This is a genomic window from Micromonospora sp. NPDC047074, assembly GCF_040643815.1.
Taxonomy (GTDB): Bacteria; Actinomycetota; Actinomycetes; order Mycobacteriales; family Micromonosporaceae; genus Micromonospora.
Map to the genome: position 1 here is coordinate 196373 of NZ_JBEYVB010000007.1, position 22975 is coordinate 219347.

At 70.8% G+C, this 22975-nt stretch carries 17 protein-coding genes and 1 tRNA gene; 13 read left to right on the plus strand and 5 right to left on the minus strand.

Annotation, left to right across the window (positions count from 1 at the left end):
* Positions 1–178 precede the first annotated feature (178 nt).
* The 4 genes from ABZ809_RS13670 (at position 179) to ABZ809_RS13685 (ending at position 5152) form a co-directional block, all read left to right on the plus strand.
* A complete protein-coding gene (locus tag ABZ809_RS13670) occupies positions 179–1879 on the plus strand; it encodes an ATP-binding protein (RefSeq protein WP_357562777.1) in 1701 nt (566 codons plus the stop codon).
* Positions 1880–2193: 314 nt separating this feature from the next.
* Positions 2194–2748, plus strand: a complete 555-nt coding sequence (locus ABZ809_RS13675) for a GrpB family protein (protein WP_357562778.1) — start codon at positions 2194–2196, stop codon at positions 2746–2748.
* Between the two features lie 358 nt (positions 2749–3106).
* The gene (locus ABZ809_RS13680) at positions 3107–4591 is read left to right on the plus strand and encodes a tagaturonate reductase (protein WP_357562779.1); all 1485 of its coding nucleotides are present in this window, start codon (positions 3107–3109) and stop codon (positions 4589–4591) included.
* A 60-nt stretch (positions 4592–4651) separates the two neighbouring features.
* Positions 4652–5152 (plus strand): immunity 51 family protein, encoded by a 501-nt coding sequence (locus ABZ809_RS13685; protein WP_357562780.1) that lies wholly within the window; start codon positions 4652–4654, stop codon positions 5150–5152.
* Between the two features lie 167 nt (positions 5153–5319).
* Here ABZ809_RS13685 and ABZ809_RS13690 read toward each other — a convergent pair whose 3' ends face one another.
* A complete protein-coding gene (locus tag ABZ809_RS13690) occupies positions 5320–6861 on the minus strand; it encodes a hypothetical protein (RefSeq protein WP_357562781.1) in 1542 nt (513 codons plus the stop codon).
* A gap of 122 nt (positions 6862–6983) precedes the next feature.
* Here ABZ809_RS13690 and ABZ809_RS13695 point away from each other — a divergent pair.
* The 6 genes from ABZ809_RS13695 to ABZ809_RS13720 all read left to right on the plus strand — a co-directional run bounded on the left by ABZ809_RS13695 (position 6984) and on the right by ABZ809_RS13720 (position 14625).
* A tRNA-OTHER gene (locus tag ABZ809_RS13695) sits at positions 6984–7111 on the plus strand.
* A gap of 54 nt (positions 7112–7165) precedes the next feature.
* A complete protein-coding gene (locus ABZ809_RS13700; RefSeq protein WP_357562782.1) occupies positions 7166–9325 on the plus strand; it encodes a hypothetical protein in 2160 nt (719 codons plus the stop codon).
* A 189-nt stretch (positions 9326–9514) separates the two neighbouring features.
* On the plus strand, positions 9515–9925 hold the full coding sequence (locus tag ABZ809_RS13705; RefSeq protein WP_357562783.1) for an SCP2 sterol-binding domain-containing protein: 411 nt from the start codon (positions 9515–9517) through the stop codon (positions 9923–9925).
* A 13-nt stretch (positions 9926–9938) separates the two neighbouring features.
* Positions 9939–12017, plus strand: a complete 2079-nt coding sequence (locus ABZ809_RS13710; RefSeq protein ID WP_357562837.1) for a glycogen debranching N-terminal domain-containing protein — start codon at positions 9939–9941, stop codon at positions 12015–12017.
* Positions 12018–12236: 219 nt separating this feature from the next.
* Entirely contained in the window at positions 12237–13580 is a 1344-nt protein-coding gene (locus ABZ809_RS13715; RefSeq protein WP_357562784.1) for an LPXTG cell wall anchor domain-containing protein, read from the plus strand.
* A gap of 178 nt (positions 13581–13758) precedes the next feature.
* Complete coding sequence (locus tag ABZ809_RS13720) at positions 13759–14625, plus strand: AraC family transcriptional regulator (RefSeq protein ID WP_357562785.1); 867 nt, start codon at positions 13759–13761, stop codon at positions 14623–14625.
* A gap of 30 nt (positions 14626–14655) precedes the next feature.
* Here the strand turns inward: ABZ809_RS13720 and ABZ809_RS13725 are convergent, their stop codons facing one another.
* Complete coding sequence (locus ABZ809_RS13725; RefSeq protein WP_357562838.1) at positions 14656–15546, minus strand: nucleotidyltransferase domain-containing protein; 891 nt, start codon at positions 15544–15546, stop codon at positions 14656–14658.
* Between the two features lie 374 nt (positions 15547–15920).
* Positions 15921–17081, minus strand: coding sequence for a hypothetical protein (locus tag ABZ809_RS13730; protein WP_357562786.1), 1161 nt, complete (start codon positions 17079–17081; stop codon positions 15921–15923).
* 18 nt (positions 17082–17099) lie between these two features.
* Here ABZ809_RS13730 and ABZ809_RS13735 point away from each other — a divergent pair, with 18 nt between their 5' ends.
* The 3 genes from ABZ809_RS13735 (at position 17100) to ABZ809_RS13745 (ending at position 20016) form a co-directional block, all read left to right on the plus strand.
* The gene (locus ABZ809_RS13735) at positions 17100–18533 is read left to right on the plus strand and encodes an RNB domain-containing ribonuclease (protein WP_357562787.1); all 1434 of its coding nucleotides are present in this window, start codon (positions 17100–17102) and stop codon (positions 18531–18533) included.
* A 136-nt stretch (positions 18534–18669) separates the two neighbouring features.
* The gene (npdG, locus tag ABZ809_RS13740; protein WP_357562788.1) at positions 18670–19368 is read left to right on the plus strand and encodes an NADPH-dependent F420 reductase; all 699 of its coding nucleotides are present in this window, start codon (positions 18670–18672) and stop codon (positions 19366–19368) included.
* A 396-nt stretch (positions 19369–19764) separates the two neighbouring features.
* Positions 19765–20016, plus strand: a complete 252-nt coding sequence (locus ABZ809_RS13745) for a VOC family protein (RefSeq protein ID WP_357562839.1) — start codon at positions 19765–19767, stop codon at positions 20014–20016.
* Between the two features lie 43 nt (positions 20017–20059).
* Here ABZ809_RS13745 and panB read toward each other — a convergent pair whose 3' ends face one another.
* Both panB and ABZ809_RS13755 read right to left on the minus strand, forming a co-directional pair.
* Positions 20060–20905 (minus strand): 3-methyl-2-oxobutanoate hydroxymethyltransferase, encoded by an 846-nt coding sequence (panB, locus tag ABZ809_RS13750; protein ID WP_357562789.1) that lies wholly within the window; start codon positions 20903–20905, stop codon positions 20060–20062.
* 134 nt (positions 20906–21039) lie between these two features.
* A complete protein-coding gene (locus ABZ809_RS13755) occupies positions 21040–22800 on the minus strand; it encodes an NAD+ synthase (RefSeq protein ID WP_357562790.1) in 1761 nt (586 codons plus the stop codon).
* Between the last annotated feature and the right edge of the window lie 175 nt (positions 22801–22975).

The following is a 22975-nucleotide window of genomic DNA, read 5'->3' on the forward strand; positions in this document are numbered from 1 at the left end:
CGCTCGACACAGGTGAACTGAACTCTGCGCATGACCGCGAGGAAGGCTGTCAGGAACGCGTCAAACATACAAGGTCAAGACCATCCCTTGTAGAGTTTCAGGTGCCACTCCCTGCGTCCCGTCCGCGCGGTGGCCCTCATCTCAGCACCGCTGACCCCACGCCACAATTGGAGATAATGTGAAGTTGACCGGAATGGCAATTCAGAAATATCGGTCAATTAAGCGGACTTCGCGGCTCAATCTTGGAGACCTGACGGTACTTGTCGGCCCCAATAATGAGGGCAAGTCAAACATCCTCCGAGCTTTGGTGATTAGTATGCGGCTGCTGAGGCGATATGGCCTGATGCAGAGTCAGCGGAATCCCGAGAATGCCAAGCTTCGGATCCTCAATGAATATGATTGGGTGGATGACTATCCAAAAGATCTGCAGGCGCGGAGTGTTGCAGGTAACACAATAATAGATTTATGGTTTGAGCTTGACGAGGGGGAGCGGGAGAGATTCCGTCGCCTCACGGGCTCCAGATTGAAGACCGAGTTGCCAATCCGGCTTACGATCGGTAAGACAGTGGAATTCACGGTCCGAAAGCAAGGGCCGGGTCGAGAGGCGCTGACCAGTCAATCCGGTAAGATTGCTCAATTTGTTGGTCGGGCGTTGCGTATTGAATACGTGGAATCAGTTCGGACCGCCTCTAGGGCTGCGGCCGTAGTGAGGGACATGGTTAGCTACGAGCTGGAGGAACTGTCGGAGCGGCCGGAAATTACGGCGGTAATGAAGACGCTATCCTCTGCGCTTAAGCCCGTGGCGAATCGACTCTCCAAGGAGCTTGTGGCAACGCTGCGAGATTTCCTGCCGGATGTCAACAACGTGCAAATAGAGTTTGAGACAGAGAACATCCTTGCGGTGCTTTCCGAGCGGGCGCGGATCATGGTCAACGACGGCGTCTCGACGGAACTCATGCACAAGGGTGATGGAGTTCAAAGCCTGGCGGCGTTGGCGCTTGTTCGGAAAGTTGCAGCTCAACGGCGTGCCGCTCTATTTCTGGCAGTGGAAGAGCCGGAAGCTCATCTGCACCCCCGAGCAATTCATCAGCTCAGGGGAGTCCTAGGCGATATTGCCAGCAAGCAGCAGGTGGCATACACCACCCACAGTCCATTGCTGGTGGACCGCTACAATTTGGCGAGCAATATCATAGTTCGTAGTAATCGGGCTGCCCCAGCCAAGAGTATTGTTGAGTTGAGAGATGCGCTTGGCGTCCGAATCTCGGATAATCTCTCAAATGCCGCGCTCGTGCTACTCGTTGAGGGCGGTTGCGACGCGGCGGCGATTGAAGCGCTCCTCCTCGAATCTTCCAAGGAACTCAGCGGAGCACTGGCAGCTGGTGCTCTTGCGGTTGAGTCCTTGGGCAGCGCCTCGAATTTATCTGCGAGATTGGACTTCCTGAGAAGTCAACTGTGCCTCTATCACGTCCTGCTTGACAATGATGACGCCGGGAAGCTCGCAGCCGGAAAGGCGAGGAGCGACGGTCTTCTGCGGCCCAATGAGGAAAACTTTGTTATCGTCCCGGGTCAGAGTGAATCCGAATTCGAAGATGCGCTCGATCCGGTAATTTATGAGCAAGGAATAATTGATCAGTTCGGAGTTAGGACTTCGGCCAAGGAGTTCAGGAGCGCGAAGGGCAAATGGTCGCACAGGCTTGAGGCGACATTTCGGGCTCAGGGGAAGAACTGGGACGACAAGGTGAAGCTCAAGGCAAAGCAGTTAGTTGCGGAGAAGCTCAAGCAAGCGCCAGCAGTTGCTCTGCATCCCCAGCGATCTTCGAGCATTGAATCGCTAATTCGCGAGCTGGAGCGAAGGCTTGCTAGTGAAGGCCGCCTGTAGATGACCTGCTGCCCGCCGTGGCCCTGACGGCCTGGCGACGGCCTACAGCGGCTGTCGCCAGGCTCCGTCCCTGGTCAGCAGGGGTGATCGGATCTTAATCCGGCGTACAGGTCGACTCGTCCGTCGCCCACCAGCTCAGAGCCGTGATCAAGGCTCTGAGCTGGTTCTATGTCCGGGTCTCCGATGGTCGTCCTTGGCAGAAGAGGGCGCTCCCGGGAGGATCATTCAGACGGCCTGACCCAGTCGTAGCAGGATGGCTGATGCCGTCGAGAAGGCATCACCCGACCCGTACTTGATACTGAAAGGCAGTTCTCTTGGAGGGCACGCCGGTCACCCTCAGCCCGTACGACCCGCAATGGGCTGTGCTGTTCGAGCAGGAGCGGGTCACCCTCGAAGCCGCTCTGGCGCAATGGCTGGTCGGGCCGGTCGAGCACATCGGCTCTACATCGGTTCCCGGGCTGGCAGCAAAGCCGATCATCGACATGATGGCGCCGGTGCGCAGCCTGTCAGAGGCAGTAGCCGCCATCGAGGTGGTGACCGCTCTCGGCTACCGCAACGGCGTGCACCGTCCGGAGGAAGCGCACTACTTCTTCAAGCCGGAGACAGACAACTGGTGGGAGCGCACCTACCAGCTTCATCTCACCGAGCCGGCCTCCCTGCTGTGGCGACGACGAGTCGCGTTTCGCGACGCGCTGCGGTGCCGGGCGGATTACCGGTCCCGGTACGAGTGCCTCAAGCGCGATCTCGCGCACGCTCACGGCGCTGACCTCATGGCCTACGCGCGCAACAAGGACGGCTTCGTCAACGAGGTCCTCGGTGCGTGCGACAAGACGCAAGCTCCAACCGTCAGCTACACCCGGAAACCGTGACGGTCTCTGACGCCCGACGGCTGGCAACAAACGTTTGCAAATTCTAGGCAGATCCGGTCCGGATCCCAGAAGCATCGGGAAGACTTTGACCTAATTATCCCAATGGAAGGGCCTCGAACTGTTCCTTTTGTCCGACTCGTGATCGCCGACGCCCATTGACAACGGTGCAAGGGGTTGCACTATTTTGGGTCATCCACGCTTCACAAGGTCGATCGAGGAGGCTAGGCGTGCTCGTCACCATCCGTGGCGTTGCTCGTGGGTCTGGCATGCACATCCCGGCCGCTTCGCACGAGACGGTGTTGGAGATGGCCTCCAGCAGGTCGACGGCCAGCATGGATCTGCAGTCGGGGGTGGTGCGGTGACCCGCGCGGAACAACGTCTCCGGTCACTCGGCGAGGCCGACCCGAGCCGGGAGGCCCTGCCGATCCGGATCCTCCAGGTCGGCGCCGGCAACTTCCTGCGCGGCTTCGCCGACTGGATGGTGCACCGGGCCAATGACGCAGGCGTCCTGCGGCACGGGATCGCAGTCATGAAAGCCACGCCGCGGCCCGACCAGGTCACCGCGCGGCTCACCGAGCAGGCCGGGATGTACCACGTCCTGCTCGACGGCGTCCGGGACGGACTTCCGTTCACGGAGACCACCCTGGTGACGGCGGTGCAGTCGGTCGTCGACGCGCACCAGGACTGGGACCGCTGTCGTGATCTGGTGCGCGGGGAGGCGCTGGGCCTGGTCATCTCCAACACCACGGAGGCCGGCATCACCTATGCCGCCGACGACCTGGCTGCCGCACCGCCCACGTCGTTCCCCGCCAAGATGACGGCGCTGCTGCACGAACGCTGGAGCCACTTCGCCGGGGACCCCCGGCGGGGCCTGTCGTTCCTGCCCTGTGAGCTCATCGAGAACAACGGTGCGACGCTGCGTTCCCTGGTGGTGCGACATGCCACCGAGGCGGCGCTCGCCCCGGGGTTCATCGACTGGGTCACCCGCCACTGCCACTTCTACGACACTCTCGTCGACCGGATCGTGCCAGGGCTACCAGAGCGCGAGGCCGCCGAACTCCGCGCATCGCTGGGCTTCGACGACCGGTTGATCGTCCGTGGCGAGCACTATGCCGACTGGGCGATCGCCGGCGGACCGGCGATCCGTGACGAGTTCCCGCTCGACCGTGCCGGCCTGCCCGTGCGGTTCATGTCCGACATCCGGCCCTACCGCGAACGGAAGGTACGCGTCCTGAACGGCGCGCACACGGCGATAGCGGCCGTCGGTCCGCTGGTGGACTGCCGCACCGTGCTCGACGCCGTACAACACCCGGCGGTCGGCGCCTACCTGCGGCACCTGCTCCATGACGAGGTGCTGCCATCGCTGCCGGCGGGCTCCGGGGACCGGGCGGAACTGCGGCAGTACGCCGCCGCCATCCTCGACCGGTTCCAGAATCCCGCGCTGCAGCACCGGCTCGCCGACATCCGACTCAACGCGCTCGCCAAGTGGCGGACGAGGAACCTGCCGGTGGTGCTCGACGCGTGGTCGCAAGGGCGGCGGGCTGAACTCGGGGTGTTCGCTTTCGCCTGCCTGCTGACCACCTACGCGGGTGCCTTCGGCGAGGTGGAGGTTCGCGACGACGAGACGCTCCTGACCCGACTGCGGGCCGGCTTCGACGCGGCCCGGCCCGGCCCGTGGATCGCGGACTTCGTCGCATCGCTCGACTGGTCCGAGCTGCATGACACCGCGACGACGGCGCGCCTCACCGCGGAGACCAGTGCCCACGTACGCGCACTGCTCGCGAACGAACCGGCCCGCGTCCTGGCCGCGCTGCTGGCGGAGCGAGAAGCCGGGCCGACCTGACGGCTTGGCGACGAATCGGCCTCGGGAACCGGGCCGGATGCTCTCGCGGCGCACGGTGCCGTGCTTGCCGACGCCGGTCAGCCGCGCGAGCACATCCCGATCTACCTCGCCGCCGTCCGCCCGACCACCTCGAAGAGGATCGCATCCCTGCCCGTCGCGTCGTGGATCGTCATCGGCTGCCAGCTCGTTGCCGCGACCACCGACGGGTGCCAGGATCCTCCGATGACCTTGCTCAATCTGATCGAGACGACCCCAGGGCAGTATTCGTTGTTGCTGGACGCGGGGACCACCCCGGTTGACGCCCTGGTCGAAGAGCTCGGTCACGAGCCCAACGGGTACTTCTGGGAAGGCGTCGCGCAGGTTCTCGTCAGCACCGAGGCTCAGACGCTCGACGGACGGTTCGCCTACGACCCCGAGGGTGGCATGTTCTGCGCCTACGGCACCGATCGAAGCGCGCTGGAAGAGCTGGAGGCTCGGATGAACGTTGTCGCGACCGACGGCGAACGCATGCGGCGGCTGATCACGGAAGCCGAGGCGAGCGGGTTCGAGTTCGACGACTGACAGCCAGGGTGGCCGGGAATTGCTGTCGCTCCTGCTCGTCAGGGCAGGCCGAGGGGTCCGTCAGCGGATGCTGTCGGTGAGGTGGCGCCCGCTCCACTGCGCCCGGTCCGCCCGGTCGCTCACCCGCAGGCAGCAGCGCCCACCGCACGGCGTGCCGGATCGGAGGGTCAGCGCAGGGCGCCGTGGGCGTCGGTGAGGAAGCGGTCGCGGTCGTCGCCGTGCGCGATCGCCGCGTTGTACACGGCGTCGATCGCGGCGACCAGCGGATCGTCGTTGGCCAGGGCGATCAGGGCGGGGAACGCGGCGGCCTGCTGGAGTATCTCGGTGACGCCGCCTCTGCCGAACGCTCCTGGGTCCCGGCGGAGCGGGACGGTGGTGCGCGGCACCTCGGGATCGGACAGGAGCCGGTGGAAGGCGGCGCCGCCCTGCTCGGTGAAGGATCGGGGCAGTGGGCGGTCGGCCTCGGCGGCGGCGAGCGCGTCGGCGATCCACCCGATCTGCTCCAGCCCGGCCACCCGCATCGCGCGGCGGGCCGCCCAGCAGGCTGCCTCGCGCTGGCGGGCGGCGGGCAACGCGTCGAGGCGGTCGAGCAACGGGCGGTCGATCCGGGCCAGGGACCGCGCCTGGCCGAAAAGCCCGCGGACACGGTCGGACGGCGGAGCGCCTCCCCACTCTGCGGCTTCGCGCTCGGCCCGCAGGCGGCGGGTCCGCTCGGCCAGCGCGGTCGCCTCGGCGGCCTGCCCACGCAAGGTTTCCATCCACGGGTACGACCCGGGGTCGTCGAGCAGGTGGTCCCAGATCAGGCCGAGGGCGAAGGCGTGCCGGCCCAGCACTCCCTCGTGCCTGAGCCTGAAGCCGTCGGGGCCGGGCGTCAGGCGTACCGTGCTCGGCTCGCCGTCCGGCAGCGTGGCCAGCGGATGCGGGAAGATCGGCTCGTCGGCGGTGGCCCACGACCACACGAGGGTGTCGCCGTCGACCCGCTCCAGCCGGACCTCGAGGTCGCCGGCGGGCAGCACTCCCGCCGGGACGTCGACCGGCGCGGGCCGGTGGCGGACCACCGCCACCCGGGCCGGGCCGGCGTCGTCCTCGTACGGGTCGGATGGTGGCGGAGGCAGGAGGGCCGCACGGGCGGACGGGCGCGGTACCAGTGACAGCATCGCCCGCTCGGCGGCCCTCGCCGGTTTCTGTTCCCAGTCGTGGCCTCCCGGGTCGGCCAGCACGGTGCGCCACGGCGTCTCCTCGGACACCGCCCAGACGTGCAGCTCGTGCCGCTCGGGCGGGTCGTCGTCGGTGCGTACGGTCTCGTGCAGTCGGTCGCGCGCGTGCACCCGCACCCGGATCAGCCCGCGCGGAACGGCGACGCCGGTGAGGGCCTCCGCCCCGTCGCCCATCAGGCCGACGACCGACAGCCGGCCGCCGGGACTCCAGAGGGTCGCCTCACTGATCGCGTCCCAGCCGTCTTCGGCCTCGGTCGGAGGCTCGGGCCGGACACGGATGCGTGCCTCGATCCAGCCGGTGTGTATGCCGCAGAAGCCGGTGAACCGACTCGGCCCACCGACGTGCAGCAGGTCGTCGCCGAGGGTGTAGATCTCCATGTCGGACACGCCCGGCACTGTGGACACGTCGTACTGGCAGTAGCTGACGAACAGCCGCGCCCACTCGGTGACGGATGCCGGAGTTCGATGATCCGCGCCAGGTGAACCGTCCACTCCCAGATCCTATGGCCGTCGTCGGCGACCTGTGAGGCACGGATTCGACGGGAGGTCCGTGCCCGGCAGCGACTCCGAAATCGATAGCCATGTCGACCCGGCCGGTGCGATGATCGACATCTGGGTCGCTAGCTCAACTGGCAGAGCATTCGGATGAGTAGCGCGTCCGCTCACCGCCTGTGCGGTCATGGAGGCGCTTCCTTCTCCTTGTTTAATCGAATGGTTCGGGGTTCGAGTCCCCGGCGACCCACTGTGCCGCGGCTACATGCCGGCAACTGCCGAAGTCGACCGGAGGTGGGACCACGTGCTCGAAAAGCTGATCATCCAGAAGACACTGCGTGTGCCGGCCAGCACCGGCGCGGCCGGCGACGGCACGTCGGTGGCCCGGCAACTGGACGCGACGCTGCTCGATGTCGGGTTCTCGGCGTCGCGGGCTCTGCTGGAGCACATCGGCACCCTGGCGCCCGCGCCGGCGATGGATCTCGCTGCCACGGTCGTCACGGCGGTGCGCGAGCTGGTGGGCGACCACGTCCAGCACAACGCCTATTTCATCGGCTTTCCGCACGACGTGCCGGACACGATCGAGTTCTGGACGGACCGGCTGCGGGCGGCCGTACTCGCCGGCGGGGGCACGGCCACCGACGCGCAGCTGCGGGCCGCCGTCGCCTCGGGCGGGCTGAACCTGCTCGACCTGCCGGCCTACGGGACCTACCAGCACACCTATGCCGAGCTGTTGGCCGCGCACGACGACCTGGTCAGCGCAGCCGGTGACCGGGTGACCCTGCTGCGCCTCGGTGCCGCCGCCGACGTGGAGGCGGAGCGCCTCTACCTGGCCCTGGCCGAAAGCGCGACACCACACGGCGAGGCGGACCTCGCGATCCTCAGCGAGCTCGCGGTCGCCTGCGTCGACGGCCCGCAACCGGCCGGGATCCCGGTACGCGAGAACCGTGCCGTGCTCAACGGAATCCGGCTCGTCCTCGGCCGGCCGCTGGTCGGCGTGGACACGACGACCGACGTGCTGCGCCTCGCCTGCCAGGTCTCCGGCGGGGACGCCTCACTCGTGACGCCCACGCGGTTCCGCGCCTTCCGACGCCCGGAGCGGCGGATGCTGCTGGCCGCGCTGAACGAGGTCGTCCGTGCGAACCCGGACAAGCTCGGTGACGTCGTGCGCCACGCGGAGCGGTGGAAGCGGCTCGGGGAACGGCTGCACCCGCACGAGTACGGCCAGTGGCCGCATGCGCAGGAGGTGTTCGCGGTCGCGCGCGGTGAGCGGCGGGTACGCAACCTCGCCGGCCGCGCGGAGGCGGCGATCCGTGCCGGGGCCATCGGTCCGGCCGCAGCGGCGCTGTCGGCGGCGCCGGGCCTGCTCCTGCGATCCGCGGACCGGCTGCTGCGGCTGGCGTCGGCGTCGGAGCGGACCACTGTCGTCGAGGCGGTCACCGGTGCGCTCGACTCGGCGTCGGGCCGGGTGCTCCTCTCGCTGCGGGAGCATGTCGACAACCGGCTGGCGCCCGCGTCCGCCCGGATGTACGCGAACCGATCGCGCACCGCGTGGGTCGGGCCCGACGAGCGGCCACCGCTACCGGCCGGGCTGGTGGCCGAGCTGTCGTCGCTGCTCGACGCCGAGATCAGCGCCCGGCTGCCGGCACCGGAGCGACCGCTGGTGGTGGATCCCGAGGTGCTCGACGTCGCCCTGCCGCTGTCCGGCAAGGCGGCCGAGGGCGGTTTCGCGGTTCTGCCGAGGGGCTCGCGGGCGTCGGTGTCCGGTGAACTGCTGCGCTTCTTCATGTACTGGCGCCAGACCAGTCGTCGCACCGACTACGACCTGTCGGTGCTGCTGCTCGATGACGAGTTCCACAGCGCGGGCCAGGTGTCCTGGACGAACTACCAGCACGACGGGATAGTGCATTCCGGCGACATCACCGACGCGCGCAACGGTGCGACCGAGTTCATCGACGTGCCCCTGACAGCCCGCGGGCGCTATGTGGTTCCGCAGGTCAACATCTATTCGGGCGAGTCGTTCGACGAGGTCGCCGAGTCGATGTTCGGGTACCAGACCCGCACGCGGGACCAGCTCGGCGCCCCGTTCGACGCACGGACCGTGCGGGCGCGTTCGCACCTGCGCGGCCAGGGCCGGGTCGCGCTGCCGATGGTGTTCGCCAGGAACGAGCATGGCTGGCAGGCCGTGTGGCTGCACCTGTACCTGCGGGGCAGGCCGTCGTTCAACCGGGTGGAGGGAAACGCGTTCACCACCGCCGACCGGGTACGCGCCCTGATGGAGCGGCGTCACCTCACCATGTCCTACCTTGTCGACCGGTGGCGGACGCGGGCCGAGGTGCTGACGTGGAACGGCCGGCTGCCGGACGAGCCGGTCACCTTCGTCGGCATCGAGGCGCCCGCCGGCCTGCCGGACGGATCGGAGGCGTACACCCTGGACCGGCTCAGTGAGCTGATACCCGGCTAGCGACGACAACCGAGGCCATGTGGGCGCTTCCTGCTGTTCCGTTCGACTCGGTACCTCCGCGCGAGCGGAGGATCTGGTATTCAGCGCCCGCGCTCTCCTCGGCCCTCGCCAGCGAGCCACAGGAAGAAGTTAGCACCCCTGTCCGGTGGGTAGTCGGCGTGCGCTCCTATCAGTGGCCGGGGAGGTCGGATGACGGCGACCAGCGCCTTCTTCGAGCAGTTGACGGCTGTTGGCCACGACCCACGGTTGTGCAAGGTGCGTGGCAGCGTCCGGTTCGACATCCGGGACGGGGAGCAGGTGGAGCAGTGGCTGCTCGACATCGACCACGGGCAGATGCGGGTGACACAGGGTGCCGGTCCCGCCGGCACCGTCATCACGGTGTCCGCGGAGGTCGCGGAGGCGATGACGCGGGGTGAGATGAACGGTCTCGCTGCGATCATCCGGGGCGACATCCTGGTCGACGGGGACATCGGCCTGGCCATGCGGGTCGGGCGGTTGTTCCCGAAGGCGTCCGAGTCGCAGGAGCAGGCCGGTTCAGGTTCGCGGGCGCAGGCGGACTCCGGTTCGCGGGAGCAGGCCGACCCCGGGCGCGGGAAGTGATCTGATGAAGGACATCGCGGGCACCGTGTCGTGCATCGACGGCAACACCTTCATCGTGTCGGACACCAGCGGGGACGTGGAGTCGTCACCCGCCGCCCCGGTCGGGCTGTTCGCCGCCGACACCCGGTTCCTGTCCCGATGGGTGCTCACCGTCAACGGCGAGCGGTTGACCGCGCTGTCGGTGGACGACAGCCAGTACTACGAGGTGGCGTTCTTCGTGGTGCCGGGTGGGCCGGTCGACTACGTGCAGGCCGACGTGTCGGCGATCCGGCGGCGGCGGATCGGGGCGGACCTGACCGAGTCGCTGACGCTGTTCAACTACGGCGATCGGGACGTCGACCTCGACGTACGCCTGGAGGTGGCGTCCGACTTCGCCGACATCTTCGAGATCAAGTTCGCCGTCGGTGACAAGGCCGGCAGCCACTACACCCATGTCGGTCCGAGCGAGTTGCGGCTGGGCTACCGGCGCGGCACGTTCCAGCGGGAGGTGTCCGTGTCGGCGAGCGAGCCGGCCACCTTCGAGCCGGGTGGCCTCCGGTTCACGCCCCGGCTGCGGCCCGGAGACCGGTGGTCCACGCAGTTGCGGGTGGAGATGCGGGCGCTGCGTCCCGACGGCGTCGACCTCCGGGCCGCGGCGCGGGCGCTGCGCCCGGACGAGACCACCCTGCCGGAGAGCGTGCGGGCGTGGGTCGCGCAGGCCCCGACGCTGGACACCGAGAGCGCCGCGCTCCAGCAGGTGTACCACCGCAGCCTGGTGGACCTGGCGGCGCTGCGCTTCGCGCCGCTCTCGCTCGGCGGCGCGACCGTGCCCGCGGCCGGCCTGCCCTGGTTCATGACCCTGTTCGGCCGGGACAGCCTGCTGACCTGCCTGCAGGCCCTGCCCGTCATGCCGTCGATGACCCCGCCGACGCTGCGGATCCTCGCCTCGCTCCAGGGCGCCCGCAACGACGACGTCCTGGAGGAGGATCCCGGCCGGATTCTGCACGAACTGCGCTACGGCGAGTCGGCGGCGTTCGAGGAACAGCCGCACTCGCCGTACTACGGCACCGCGGACGCCTCACAGTTGTTCGTGGTGCTGCTCGACGAGTACGAGCGGTGGAGCGGCGACGCGGCGTTGGTCATGGAGTTGGAGCAGGAGGTCCGGGCGATCCTGGCGTGGATCGACCAGTACGCGGACCTGACGTCCACCGGCTACGTCTGGTACGAGCGACGCAACCGGGCCACCGGCCTGGAGAACCAGTGCTGGAAGGACTCCTGGGACAGCATCTCCTATGCCGACGGCAGGCTGCCGGGCTTTCCCCGGGCCACCTGCGAGTTGCAGGGGTACGCATACGACGCCAAGATCCGCGCGGCGCGGCTGGCCCGTACGTTCTGGGGTGACCCGGGCTACGCCGACCGGCTGGAACGCGAGGCGGCGGCGCTGTACGAACGTTTCAACCGGGACTTCTGGCTCGACGACCGCGGCTACTACGCCCTCGCGCTCGACCACGACGGCACTCCCGTCGACAGCCTGTCCTCCAACATCGGGCACCTGCTGTGGAGCGGGATCGTGCCGCCGGAGCGTGCCGCGCGGGTCGTCGAGCACCTGATGGGTCCGGCGCTCTTCTCCGGCTGGGGCGTGCGCACCCTCGCCGAGGGGCAGGGCCGCTACAACCCGCTCGGGTACCACAACGGCACGGTCTGGCCGTTCGACAACTCGTTCATCGCCTGGGGCCTGCGCCGGTACGGGTTCGCCGCCGAGGCGGGCCGCATCGCCGAGGGCATCCTCGACGCCGCCACCTACTTCCAGGGCCGGCTTCCCGAGGCCTTCGGCGGATTCGAGCGGCACGTCACGCGCTACCCGGTCCGGTATCCGACCGCCGGTAGCCCGCAGGCCTGGTCCAGCGGGACGTCGCTGCTGCTCATCCGGACCATGCTCGGCCTCGAGCCGCACCAGGACCACCTCGCCGTGGCCCCCGCGCTGCCGCCCGCCTTCGACCGGATCGCGCTGATGGACATCCCCGGCCGCTGGGGCAGGGTCGACGCCTTCGCCCGCCACCGCCCGGACGAGCCGTCCGACCGCGGGCACCATCCCGCATCCTCCATCGAGTAGCGCGGCGTCCGCGCTCGCTTCGGGATCGACGGCGGGCCGCTCGCCGTCAGCCCGCGGTGCTGACCCCGCCGAGGGCGCCGTGCGGGACGGCCCCGCAGGGCTGTGACCAGGAAACACCCGCGACATCCACCGAGCGGGGGATTCCTGGTCACCCTGAGTGACGCGTGCCACTACCTCTCGTTTTCCCCTATGTCAACCATCCACTTCACGGGGGATTACATGAGAGAGACCTCTTCGCCGCCCAGACGGGGCGGCATCTACGCACGGGTGGCGGCGTTCGCGCTGCTCGTCGGTGCCCTGGTGCTCACGGGCGGTTCGCCGGCGGCTGCCGCGTCGACGATCAACATCAACCCGGGGAACGTGCCGACGACGGCGGACCAGGCCACCCAGAACTGCGATCCCAACCTCGGTGGCGGGCCCTTCGCCAACGAGGACGTGTGGGTGTTCAACCTGCCGGGCAACCCGCAGACCAGCGGTGTCTTCCAGACGATCACGGCGACGTTCAGCACGCCGCAGGGCAACGTCACGAGGACGATCCCCACCGACCCCAACAGCGCCATCGTCAACGACATGGGCACCAGCAAGGCGTGGATCCGGCTCCCGGCCGGCTGGACGCTGACCGGCGCCACCGCGGTGATCTCCGGTACCGCGAACTTCTTCGTGCTCACCCACACCTGCGCGGCGTCGAACCCGCAGGTGAACCCGGAGTTGCACCTGACCAAGACCGGCTCCCCGGCCAAGGGCCTGAAGGCCGGCGACGAGGTCACCTACACCTACACGGTGACGAACCAGAGCACGGGCACGACCGGCCCGATCACCGACATCACCGTCACGGACGACAAGGCCACCGGCATCATCTGCGAGGACGACTCGCTCACGCCGGGGGAGAGCACCACCTGCACCGGCAAGTACACGGTCACGAAGGCCGACGTGAAGAACGGCAAGATCGTCAACACCGCCGAGGCGACCGGGTTGTTCTTCCAGCAGACGGTGCCGTCCAACGAGGCGACCTTCACCGTCACCACCAAGCCGGCCCCGCCGAAGCAGGCCAGCCTGTCGATCGACAAGAAGGCCCGGGTCGAGTCGGACTGCCACAAGAAGTGTGCGGACGACGGCCACGCCGCCAAGGGCGACAAGATCTTCTACACCTACCGGGTGGCGAACACCGGCACGGTCACCATCACCAACGTCGGCGTCAAGGACCCGAAGGCCGGAAAGGTGGTCTGCAAGAGCACCACCCTGGCGCGGGGCACGAGCACCGACTGCCACGCCGTCAAGCCGCACGTGGTGACGAAGGCCGACGTCAAGGCCGGGAAGGTGGTCAACACGGCCCGGGCGTTCGGCAAGTACTACGGCCGCCTCGTGATCTCCGCCCCGGACACGGTCACCGTCTGCGTCCGTGACGGCAAGCACGACCACAAGCACGACAAGGACCAGGACGAGCTGCCGGTCACCGGCGACAGCTCCACCACGGCCCTCTCCCTGGGTGGCGGCCTGCTGGCCGCCGGCGGTCTCCTGATCGGGGCCAGCCGGATCCGCCGCAGGGCGTACATCCAGGCCTGACCGGCACAAAAGACACTCCGGGCACCGCACCTGGTGCCCGGAGTGTCTTTCTGCGTCCCTCCCTCCGGCTCTCGTGGAGCAGCCTGCCGCGGCAACCTGACCGATCCGGGCACAGCATGTCGGGTCGGGAACATGGCGTCGCGCCTAGCGTCATTGCTCGAAAGGGAAGGAGAACCGGGTGCTGGAGCGGCTCAACCAGGCCATGGAGCACATCGAGCGGCACCTCGACCAGCCGATCGAGGTGGACGAGCTGGCGCGGATCGCGGTGACGTCGGAATACCACCTCCGGCGGATCTTCTCCGCGCTGGCGGGCGTGGGGCTGTCCGAGTACATCCGGCGCCGGCGGCTGACCGTCGCGGGCGCGGAGGTGCTCGCGGGGGAGCGGACGCTGCTCGACATCGCCGTCCGCTACGGCTACGGCTCCACCGAGGCGTTCGCCCGGGCGTTCCACGCAGTGCACGGCGTGGGCCCCGGCGACGCCCGGCGTACGGGGGCGGCGCTGCGCTCCCAGCCCCGGATGTCCTTCCGACTCGTCATCGAAGGGAGCAGCAGTATGCGATACCGGATCGTACGCAAGGACGGGTTCCGCCTGGTGGGCCGCAAGGCGCGGCTGCCGCTCGTGCACGAGGGCATGAACCCGGCGATCGTCGCCTTCGTCAGGAGCATCGGCCCCGAGACGGTGAGCCGGATCGAGGCGCTGTCCGACCAGGAGCCGCAGGGCGTCGTCAATGTCAGCGACAAGGTGGCCGACAGCCGCGCGGAGGGCACCGAGCTGGACTACTGGTACGGCGTGGTGACGGGCGCGGAGGTGCCGGAGGACCTGGACGCGCTGGAGGTGCCGGCGGGCACCTGGGCGGTGTTCGAGGCCTCCGGGGCGTTCCCGCAGGCGGTGCAGTACCTGTGGCGGGACGTGTTCACCCAGTGGTTCCCGTCCAACCCGTACCGCAGCCGGCCGGGACCGGAGATCTCCCGTACGCGGGTGTCGGCGGACGGCACGGAGGCGGACGCCGAGCTGTGGATCCCGGTGGAGCCGGTGCCGGCCTGATCCCGGTGGAGCACGGCCGCCCGACCGCCGTCATGCCGCCCCGGCGCGGATCTCTGTCAGGACCCGGCGCTGGAAGGCGCGCGCCTCCAGGCCGCCGGGCGGCGTCCCACCCGCCCGCGCCGCGATCGACCGTTCGATCAGGCCGCCCGGCCAACCGTCGACGTGTGGACCGCTCGTCCGGTCGGTCGCGGCCCGGCCGGCTGCGATCGGGTCGCCCGCGGACCGGCCGGGCGAGACCGGATCGGCGGCGATCGGCTCGGCCGGCCAGCCGTCGGCGATCAGCCGGCGGCCGGCGTCGACCTTCGACAGCCAGCCGCCGTGGCGGACCTTGACCAGGGCGCGGCAGGCGCCGAGCACCGCGTCCTCGGCGCCGGGGGCGGGGTCGTCGCCGGGCGGGGTCGGCAGTGCCAGCCACCAGCACAGCGCTTCGGTCAGCAGGCGACGCAGGTCGGCGGGGGAGAGGTCGGCGAAAGTCGCGGCGGCCGGTGGCCCGAGCAGGGCGTGGCCGCACTGGTGCAGGATGCTGCGGTCGAGGCCGTACCAGAACAGGCCGTCCCCGGCCGGTCGGTCGGCGGCGGCCCACGTCGCCCGGAAGGGCATCCGCGCCCCGGTGTTCAGCTCGACCTCGAACCCGGGCTCCGGCGTGCCGGACCGGGCGACCTCGCACCGGTAGACGACCAGTTCCAGCCCGCGTGCGGGGCAGGGCAACGCCTCGTGCCGCAACCGGGCCACGAGCTCCTGCCTGCGCGCGAGGTCGAGGGCATCCGCGCAGACCAGCGCCACGTCCACGTCGCTGCGTCCCGGCTCGTACGCGCCCAGCCCGACCGAACCGGCCGCGTACGCCCCGACCAGCTCGGCGCCGAGGACGTCCCGGGCGGCGGCGAGCAGGCCGGCGAGGTAGCGACGCAGGGGAGGGTCCAGCTCGGTCATCGGACCCGGCCGAGGACGTGCCGGTGGAGGGATCCGCGAGGTGGGCGGTCCACGACGTTCATCGGGCGACTCTAACCCGCCCCGTGTCACGACCCGCGTGGCTGTCCGGCGGGGCCTCCAACGGCGTCGGCGAGACCTCTGTGACCCTGTTTTCGCAGTTCCAGCCCCTGCCGCCGGGATCACGTCTACTGTGGAGATCATCGGTGACTTGTGGTGTTCCGGTGGCGGCTGGGTGATTCGCGGTGCACAGTGATCCCATGAGCGACAGCGGAAGTGGTGGGCACTACTACTGGTGCACCCGACACCACCGGGTCGAGACCGATGCCGACGTGTGCCCCGCCCGGCACGTTCTCGGCCCGTACGCCTCAGCCGCCGACGCGGAGAACGCCCTGCAACAGGTGCGGGAGCGTAACGAAGCGTGGGAGGCCGAGGACGCCCGCTGGGCCGGGGAGGGCAGATAGGCGGCGCGGGACGGCCCGCGTCGAGATACCCCGTGCTCCGCGAGGGCGGAAGCACGTCCCCAGAAAGGGAACCGAGATGGCCGAAGCACAGCAGGCCACCACCCGCCCGGCCGCCAGACGTCCGACCGCGAGGAAGACCGCCGCGACGGAGCGGACCGCGGGCATGACACGGACCGCACGCCCGTCCGCCACCACCGCGGCGGCGAAGAAGGCGTCGACCGCGAAGGCGACGGGCGGTGCGGGGCGGGCCCCGGCGAGCAAGACCACCGCTGCCAAGGCCCCGGCGAAGAAGGCTCCGGCGAAGAAGGCCGCGACGGCGAAGAAGGCTCCGGCGAAGAAGGCCGCGACCAAGGCCGCCGCCCCGGCGAGGAAGACGGCGACGGCGGCGAAGAAGGCGCCGGCCACGGCGAAGAAGACGGCAGCCACGGCGGCCAGGAAGACGCCCGCCACGGCCAAACGGACGACGACCGCGAAGAGCACGGCAGCGAAGAGCACGGCGGCGAAGAGCACGGCGGCGAAGAAGGCTCCGGCGAAGGAGACCGCCTCGGCGAGGACCGCCACCCGCCAGGCTGCGGCGAAGGCCACCACGGCGAAGGCCACCACGGCGGCGAAGGCGCCGGCGCGGAAGGCCGCCGCCAAGACCACCACCACGGCCCGCAAGGTCACTTCGGCGGCGCGGAAGACCACGGCGGCGGCGAAGGCCCCGGCGCGGAAGGCCGCCGCCAAGAAGACGACCCCGGCCAAGAAGGCGACGCCGGCCCGGAAGACGGCCGCCACCCGGCCCACCGGCGGTGCCCGCAAGGCCGCCGCGAAGAAGGCCCCGGCCAAGAAGGCCACAACGGCCTCCTCGGCCACCGCCCGCAAGGCGGCGGCGAAGAAGGCCCCGGCGAAGAAGACGACAGCCGCCAAGGCGCCGGCCAAGAAGGTCACCGCCCGCAAGGCACCCGCCCGGACCACCGCCGCCCGGGCCACCCCTCCCCGGGGCGCACGGGCGAGCGCACGCAGGGCGACCGGCTGATCCCGGCACGCTGACCGGCGCTCGCCGGGAGGCGGATCGTCGGCCACACTGTCAGGATCGACCCTGTGGTGATCCGACGCGTACTCGCGCCCCGTATCGACTTCGGTGCGCTGCGCCGCGAGCTGGGACTGCCCGAGAGCTTCCCGGCCGCGGCGCAGCGCGAGGCCGACGAGGCGGCGTCCACGCCGCCCCGGCCGGCCGCCGACCGCACCGATGTCCCGTTCGTCACCGTCGACCCCGCCGGCTCGCGCGACCTCGACCAGGCGATGCACCTCGCCCGTCGCGCCGGCGGCGGCTACCGGGTGTCGTACGCGATCGCGGACGTCGCCGCGCACGTCCGGCCCGGCGGGGCGCTGGAGGAGGAGACCTGGCGGCGGGGACAGACCGTCTACCTGCCCGACGGCACCGTGCCGCTGCACCCCGAGACGCTCAGCGAGGGCGCGGCGAGCCTCCTGCCGGACGTGGACCGGGCCGCCGTGGTGTGGACGATCGACCTGGACCCCGACGGCGAGACCGCCGGCGTCACGCTGGAACGCGCGCTGGTCCGCAGCCGGGCCAAGCTGGACTACGTCGGCGTCCAGACCGCCGCCGGGGCCAACCGGCTGCCCGACCCGATCGCCCTGTTGCCCGAGATCGGGGCCCTGCTCACCGCCCGTGGCCTGCGCCGGGGCGCGATCAACCTGCCGCTGCCGGAGCAGGACGTGGAGGCCGACGGCGACGGCTGGCGGCTGGTGCTGCGCGGGCCGGTGCCGATGGAGGAGCACAACGCCCAGATCTCCCTGCTGACGGGGATGGCCGCCGCCGACATCATGCTGGCCGGGCGGATCGGCCTGCTGCGTACGATGCCGGCGCCGAAGCCCGAGGCGGTGGCGCGGCTGCGGGCCGCCGCCGCACCGCTGGGCGTGCACTGGCCGGACGGGGCGAGCCCGGGCGAGGTGATCGCCGGCCTGGACCCGTCGCGGCCCCGCGCTGCGGCCTTCGTCGACCAGGCCGCCGAGCTGATGCGGGGCGCCGCGTACACGGCCTTCGACGGCGCGTTGCCCGAGCAGCGGGAGCACGGCGGGGTCGCGGCCGCGTACGCCCATGTCACCGCGCCGTTGCGGCGACTGGCCGACCGGTACGCCACCGAGGTCTGCCTGGCCCTGCACGAGGGCCGGCCGGTGCCCGACTGGGCCCGCGCGGCGCTGCCCCGGCTGCCGGAGGTGATGGCCGGCACCGACCGGACCGCCTCGGCGGCCACCCGGGGGGCGATCGAGCTGACCGAGGCGGTGCTGCTCCAGCACCGGGTGGGGGAGGTCTTCGACGCGGCGGTGCTCGACGTCGACACGCCCCCGGACGGCCGGGCCCGCCCGGGGCGCCGGCCGGGCGGGACCGTGGCGCTCGACGACCCGCCGGTGCGCGCCCGGTGCCTCGGTGAGCTGCCGCTCGGGGAACGGGTCCGGGTCCGGCTGGTCACCGCCGACCCGGCCGCCCGGGCGGTGGCCTTCGAACGGTCCTGACCCGCCGCACGCCGGAAGCGCGACGTCGCGGCCGACCGGCAGGTGCGGCGTCGCGGCCGGCCTCCCGGCCGGGCAGCGGGGATTGTCACAGCTCCCGCCGCTGCTGCGGGCGCCGCCGGTTTGCGAGGATGACGGCATGGCTTACGACGCGAGCACGCTGCCCGACGTTTCCGGGCTGACCGTTGGGATCATCGGCGGCACCGGCGACCAGGGGCGGGGCCTCGCCTACCGGTTCGCCCGGGCCGGCCAGACCGTGCTGATCGGGTCCCGCAACGCCGAGCGGGCCGCGCAGTCCGCCGAGGAGATCGCCGCCCTGCCCGGCGTACCCGCCGGGGCCCGGGTCACCGGTGCCGGCAACGAGGAGGTGGCCCGCGACAGTGACGTGGTCGTCATCGCGGTGCCGTGGGACGGGCACGCCGCCACCGTCGCCGCGCTCGCCGAGCCGCTCGCCGGCAAGATCGTCGTCGACTGTGTCAACCCGCTCGGCTTCGACAAGCAGGGCCCGTACGCGCTCCCGGTGGCGGAGGGCAGCGCCGTCCAGCAGGCCGCCGGGCTGCTGCCCGACTCCCGGGTCTGCGCCGCGTTCAACCACGTCAGCGCGCCGCTGCTCGCCGACCCGGAGGTCGAGCGGATCGACCTCGACGTGCTGATCTGCACCGAGGACCGGGAGTTGGTCGGGGTGGTCGCCGCGCTCGCCGCCCGGATTCCCGGCATGCGCGGCATCTACGCCGGCCGGCTGCGCAACGCCCACCAGATCGAGGCGTTCACCGCCAACCTGATCGCCATCAACAAGCGCTACAAGGCGCACGCCGGCATCCGCGTCACCGACCTCTGACAGCCCTCACCCACCCCGGTTGTCCCGCCCGCCTGCTCCTCCCGCCCGCCTGACCGCCCCGGCCCGCCTGGCCGCCCCGCCCTGCCTGGCCGCCCCGCCCTGCCTGGCCGCCCCGCCCCACTTGAGATCTTGGTAGGAAACGGCCCCTGGAGGGGCCGTACGGTGCCAAGATCGGCGACCGGCGACCGGCGACCGGCGACGGGCGACGGGCGACGGGCGACGGGCGGCGGGCGACGGGGCGCTGCGTTACCGGCGCCAGCCGCCCCCGGACGGGCACGGACCTGGCGCGACTGGTACCTGGCGAACGGCGTCCCACCGGACGACCTCGGCGAGGGTGACTGCCTCGACCGGCTGGAGGACCCGACCGGTGCGGGGCCGCGGATCTGGTTCCAGCCGATGCCCGAGTCGAAGTCGATCAAGAATCGGCTGCACATCGACCTGACGGTCGGCGGCGGCCGATCGCGAAGCGCCGCTCGCGGGTCGACGCGGAGGCGGCCCGGTTCACGCGGAGGCGGCCCGGTTCACACGGAGGCGGCCCGGTTGGCGCGGCTGGGGGCGCGGGTGCTGGGCACGATGGACGCCCCGGGGAGCGGCCACTACTCGGTGCAGCTCGCCGAACCGGAGGGCAACGAGTTCTGCGTGGTCTGACCGGGGTGGCGCGGCCCGCCGAGCCGCACCACCCCCGTGGCGCTCAGAAGGTGTGCTCCGCGGCGGGGAAGTCGCCGCCCCGGACCTCGTCGGCGAACCGCCGGGTCGCGTCGGTCAGGGCGCCCGCCAGGTCGGCGTACCGCTTCACGAAGCGCGGCGCCTGCCCGGTGCGCAGACCGGCCATGTCCTGCCAGACCAGCACCTGGGCGTCGGTGTCGGCGCCGGCGCCGATGCCCACGGTCGGGATCGGCAGCTCCGCCGTGATCCGCTTGGCCACCTCGCCGGGCACCATCTCCAGTACCACGGCGAAGGCTCCCGCCTCGGCCACGGCACGGGCGTCGGCGAGCACGTCGTCGGCCGCGTCACCCCGGCCCTGGACCCGGTAGCCGCCGATGGCGTGCTCGCTCTGCGGGGTGAAACCGATGTGCGCCATCACCGGGATGCCGGCGCCGGTGATGGCGGCGATCTGCGCCGCGCAGCGCCGGCCGCCCTCCAGCTTCACCGCGTGGCAGCCGCCCTCCTTCATGAACCGCACGGCGGTACGCAGCGCCTGCGCCGGACCCTCCTCGTAGGAGCCGAACGGCAGGTCGCCGACGACAAGCGTGTGCCGGGTCGCCCGGACCACCGCGCGGACCAGCGGGAGCAGTTCCTCGGTGGTCACCGGCACCGTCGTCTCGTAGCCGAAGACGTTGTTCGCCGCCGAGTCGCCGACCAGCAGCACCGGGATGCCGGCCTGGTCGAAGATCGAGGCGGTGTACTGGTCGTACGAGGTCAGCATCGGCCACCGCTCGCCGCGCTCCTTGGCGGCGAGCAGGTCGCGGGTGCGGATCCGCCGGGTGGCCGGGCCGCCGTAGAGGGCGGTCACCTCGGACGGGGTGGACTCCACCATGACTCTCTCCTTCCTCGAGGCCGCGTACGCGGTCCCCGGGTCACCGCGATCGTCGCACCCGACGACCGGGCGGCGGCAGAGCGCAGTGCAGGATGTCACTCCCGGGCCGGCGCCGGCCCGGGAGCGGCCCCGGCTCAACCGTCCTCGCGCCACCGGTTCGTGATCGGCAGCCGCCGGTCCCGCCCGAACGCCTTCATCGAGATCTTCGTGCCCGGCGCGGACTGGCGTCGCTTGTACTCGGCGGTATCCACCATCCGCAGCACCCGGTCGACGACGGCCGGGTCATGGCCGGACTCGACCAGCCCGTCCCGGCCCAGGTCGCCGTCGACGTAGCCGATCAGGACCGGGTCGAGCACGTCGTAGTCGGGCAGCGTGTCGCTGTCGAGCTGGCCCGGGCTCAGCTCGGCGCTCGGCGGCTTGCCGATCGAGTTCTCCGGGATGGGCGGGGTCTCGCCGCGGCGGGTGGCGTCGGCGTTGCGCCACTTCGCCAGCCGCCAGATCAGCGTCTTCCAGACGTCCTTGACCGGGTTGAAGCCGCCGACCGAGTCGCCGTAGAGGGTGGAGTAGCCGACCGCCAGCTCGCTCTTGTTGCCGGTGGTCAGCACCAGGTGCCCCTCCTGGTTCGACAGCGCCATCAGGATCACGCCGCGTACCCGCGCCTGGAGGTTCTCCACGGAGACCCCGGAGAGCGACATGTTCGCCAGGAAGGTGTCCACCATCGGCTGGATCGGCTCGACCCGGTAGTCCAGCCCGGTGCGCTTGGCCAGGTCGGCCGCGTCCTCCCGGCTGTGCTCTGACGAGTGCTGGCTGGGCAGGGAGACACCGACCACCCGGTCGGACCCGAGCGCGTCGACGGCCAGCGCGGCCACCACCGCCGAGTCGATGCCGCCGGAGAGGCCGAGCACCACCGAGGGGAACCGGTTCTTGTTGACGTAGTCGCGCAGGCCGAGCACGAGCGCCTGCCACACCTCGGCCTCGTCGGCCACGGGTGCGATGGTGCCGCCCGTGGCGGCGGGACCGCCGGGCGGCGGCGGGATGTCGCCGGCCTCGGCGCGGACCACCCGCAGCTCGTCCGCCAGCACCTCACCGCCGCCGGCCGGTCGTCCGGCCGCCGGCAGTTCCACGTCGTGCACCAGCAGGTGCTCGACGAACTGCGGGGCCCGGGCCAGCAGCGCGCCGTCGGCGCCCACGACCATCGAGTCGCCCTCGAAGACCAGCTCGTCCTGGCCGCCGACCATGTTGACGTACGCCACGGTCGCCCCGGCCTCGGCGGCCCGGCGGCGGACCAGCGGCAGCCGGACGTCGTCCTTGTTCAGCTCGTACGGCGAGCCGTTGATGGTCAGGACCAGGCCGACCCCGGCCTGCCGGGCGGCGGCGAACGGGCCGCCGGCCTGCCACAGGTCCTCGCAGATGGTCAGCGCGACGTCCACCCCGCCGACGCGGACGACGGTCAGCGTGTCGCCGGGGACGAAGTAGCGGTCCTCGTCGAAGACGCCGTAGTTGGGCAGGTGGTGCTTGAAGTAGGTGGCGACGATTCCACCCTGGTGCAGCAGGGCGGCCGCGTTGCGGGCGCCGCGACCGGGCTGCGCGTCGCCGCTGACCTGCGGCGGGCCGTCGGCGTCGAGGTAGCCGACCAGCACCGGCACCGCGCCCAGCCCGTCGGCGGCGAGATCGGCGGCGAGGCGTTCCAGCCCGGCCTTCGACGCGGCGACGAAGGACCGGCGGAAGACCAGGTCCTCGACCGGATAGCCGGTGAGCATCATCTCCGGGAACGCGACGATCTGGGCGCCGGCGTCGGCAGCCCGGCGGGTCCAGTCACGGACCAGGCCGGCGTTGCCGGCGAGGTCGCCGACGGTCGGGTTGACCTGGCACAGGGCGAGGCGCAGGGTGGGCATGTCCTCATCTTGCCCCAGCCGCCCGGGACCGACACGGCGGGCGGGGCGAGACGGCACGAGCCACGGGACACGGCGGGACGCCCGCCAGGCGGTCAAGTAACGTCGGCGTAACGAGGCCGGTGGAAACTGGTCGGTCAGGCCGGGGTGGCCCCGGTCGCAAGGCGAGCAACCGTGT

Bases quoted from the DNA above. Each gene is read 5' to 3' on its own strand.
- ABZ809_RS13705 (WP_357562783.1), top strand. From the start codon at position 9,515: ATGACGGCGACCAGCGCCTTCTTCGAGCAGTTGACGGCTGTTGGCCAC.
- ABZ809_RS13715 (WP_357562784.1), top strand. From the start codon at position 12,237: ATGAGAGAGACCTCTTCGCCGCCCAGACGGGGCGGCATCTACGCACGG.
- npdG (WP_357562788.1), top strand. From the start codon at position 18,670: ATGGCTTACGACGCGAGCACGCTGCCCGACGTTTCCGGGCTGACCGTT.
- ABZ809_RS13745 (WP_357562839.1), top strand. From the start codon at position 19,765: ATGCCCGAGTCGAAGTCGATCAAGAATCGGCTGCACATCGACCTGACG.
- panB (WP_357562789.1), bottom strand. From the start codon at position 20,905: ATGGTGGAGTCCACCCCGTCCGAGGTGACCGCCCTCTACGGCGGCCCG.
- ABZ809_RS13755 (WP_357562790.1), bottom strand. From the start codon at position 22,800: ATGCCCACCCTGCGCCTCGCCCTGTGCCAGGTCAACCCGACCGTCGGC.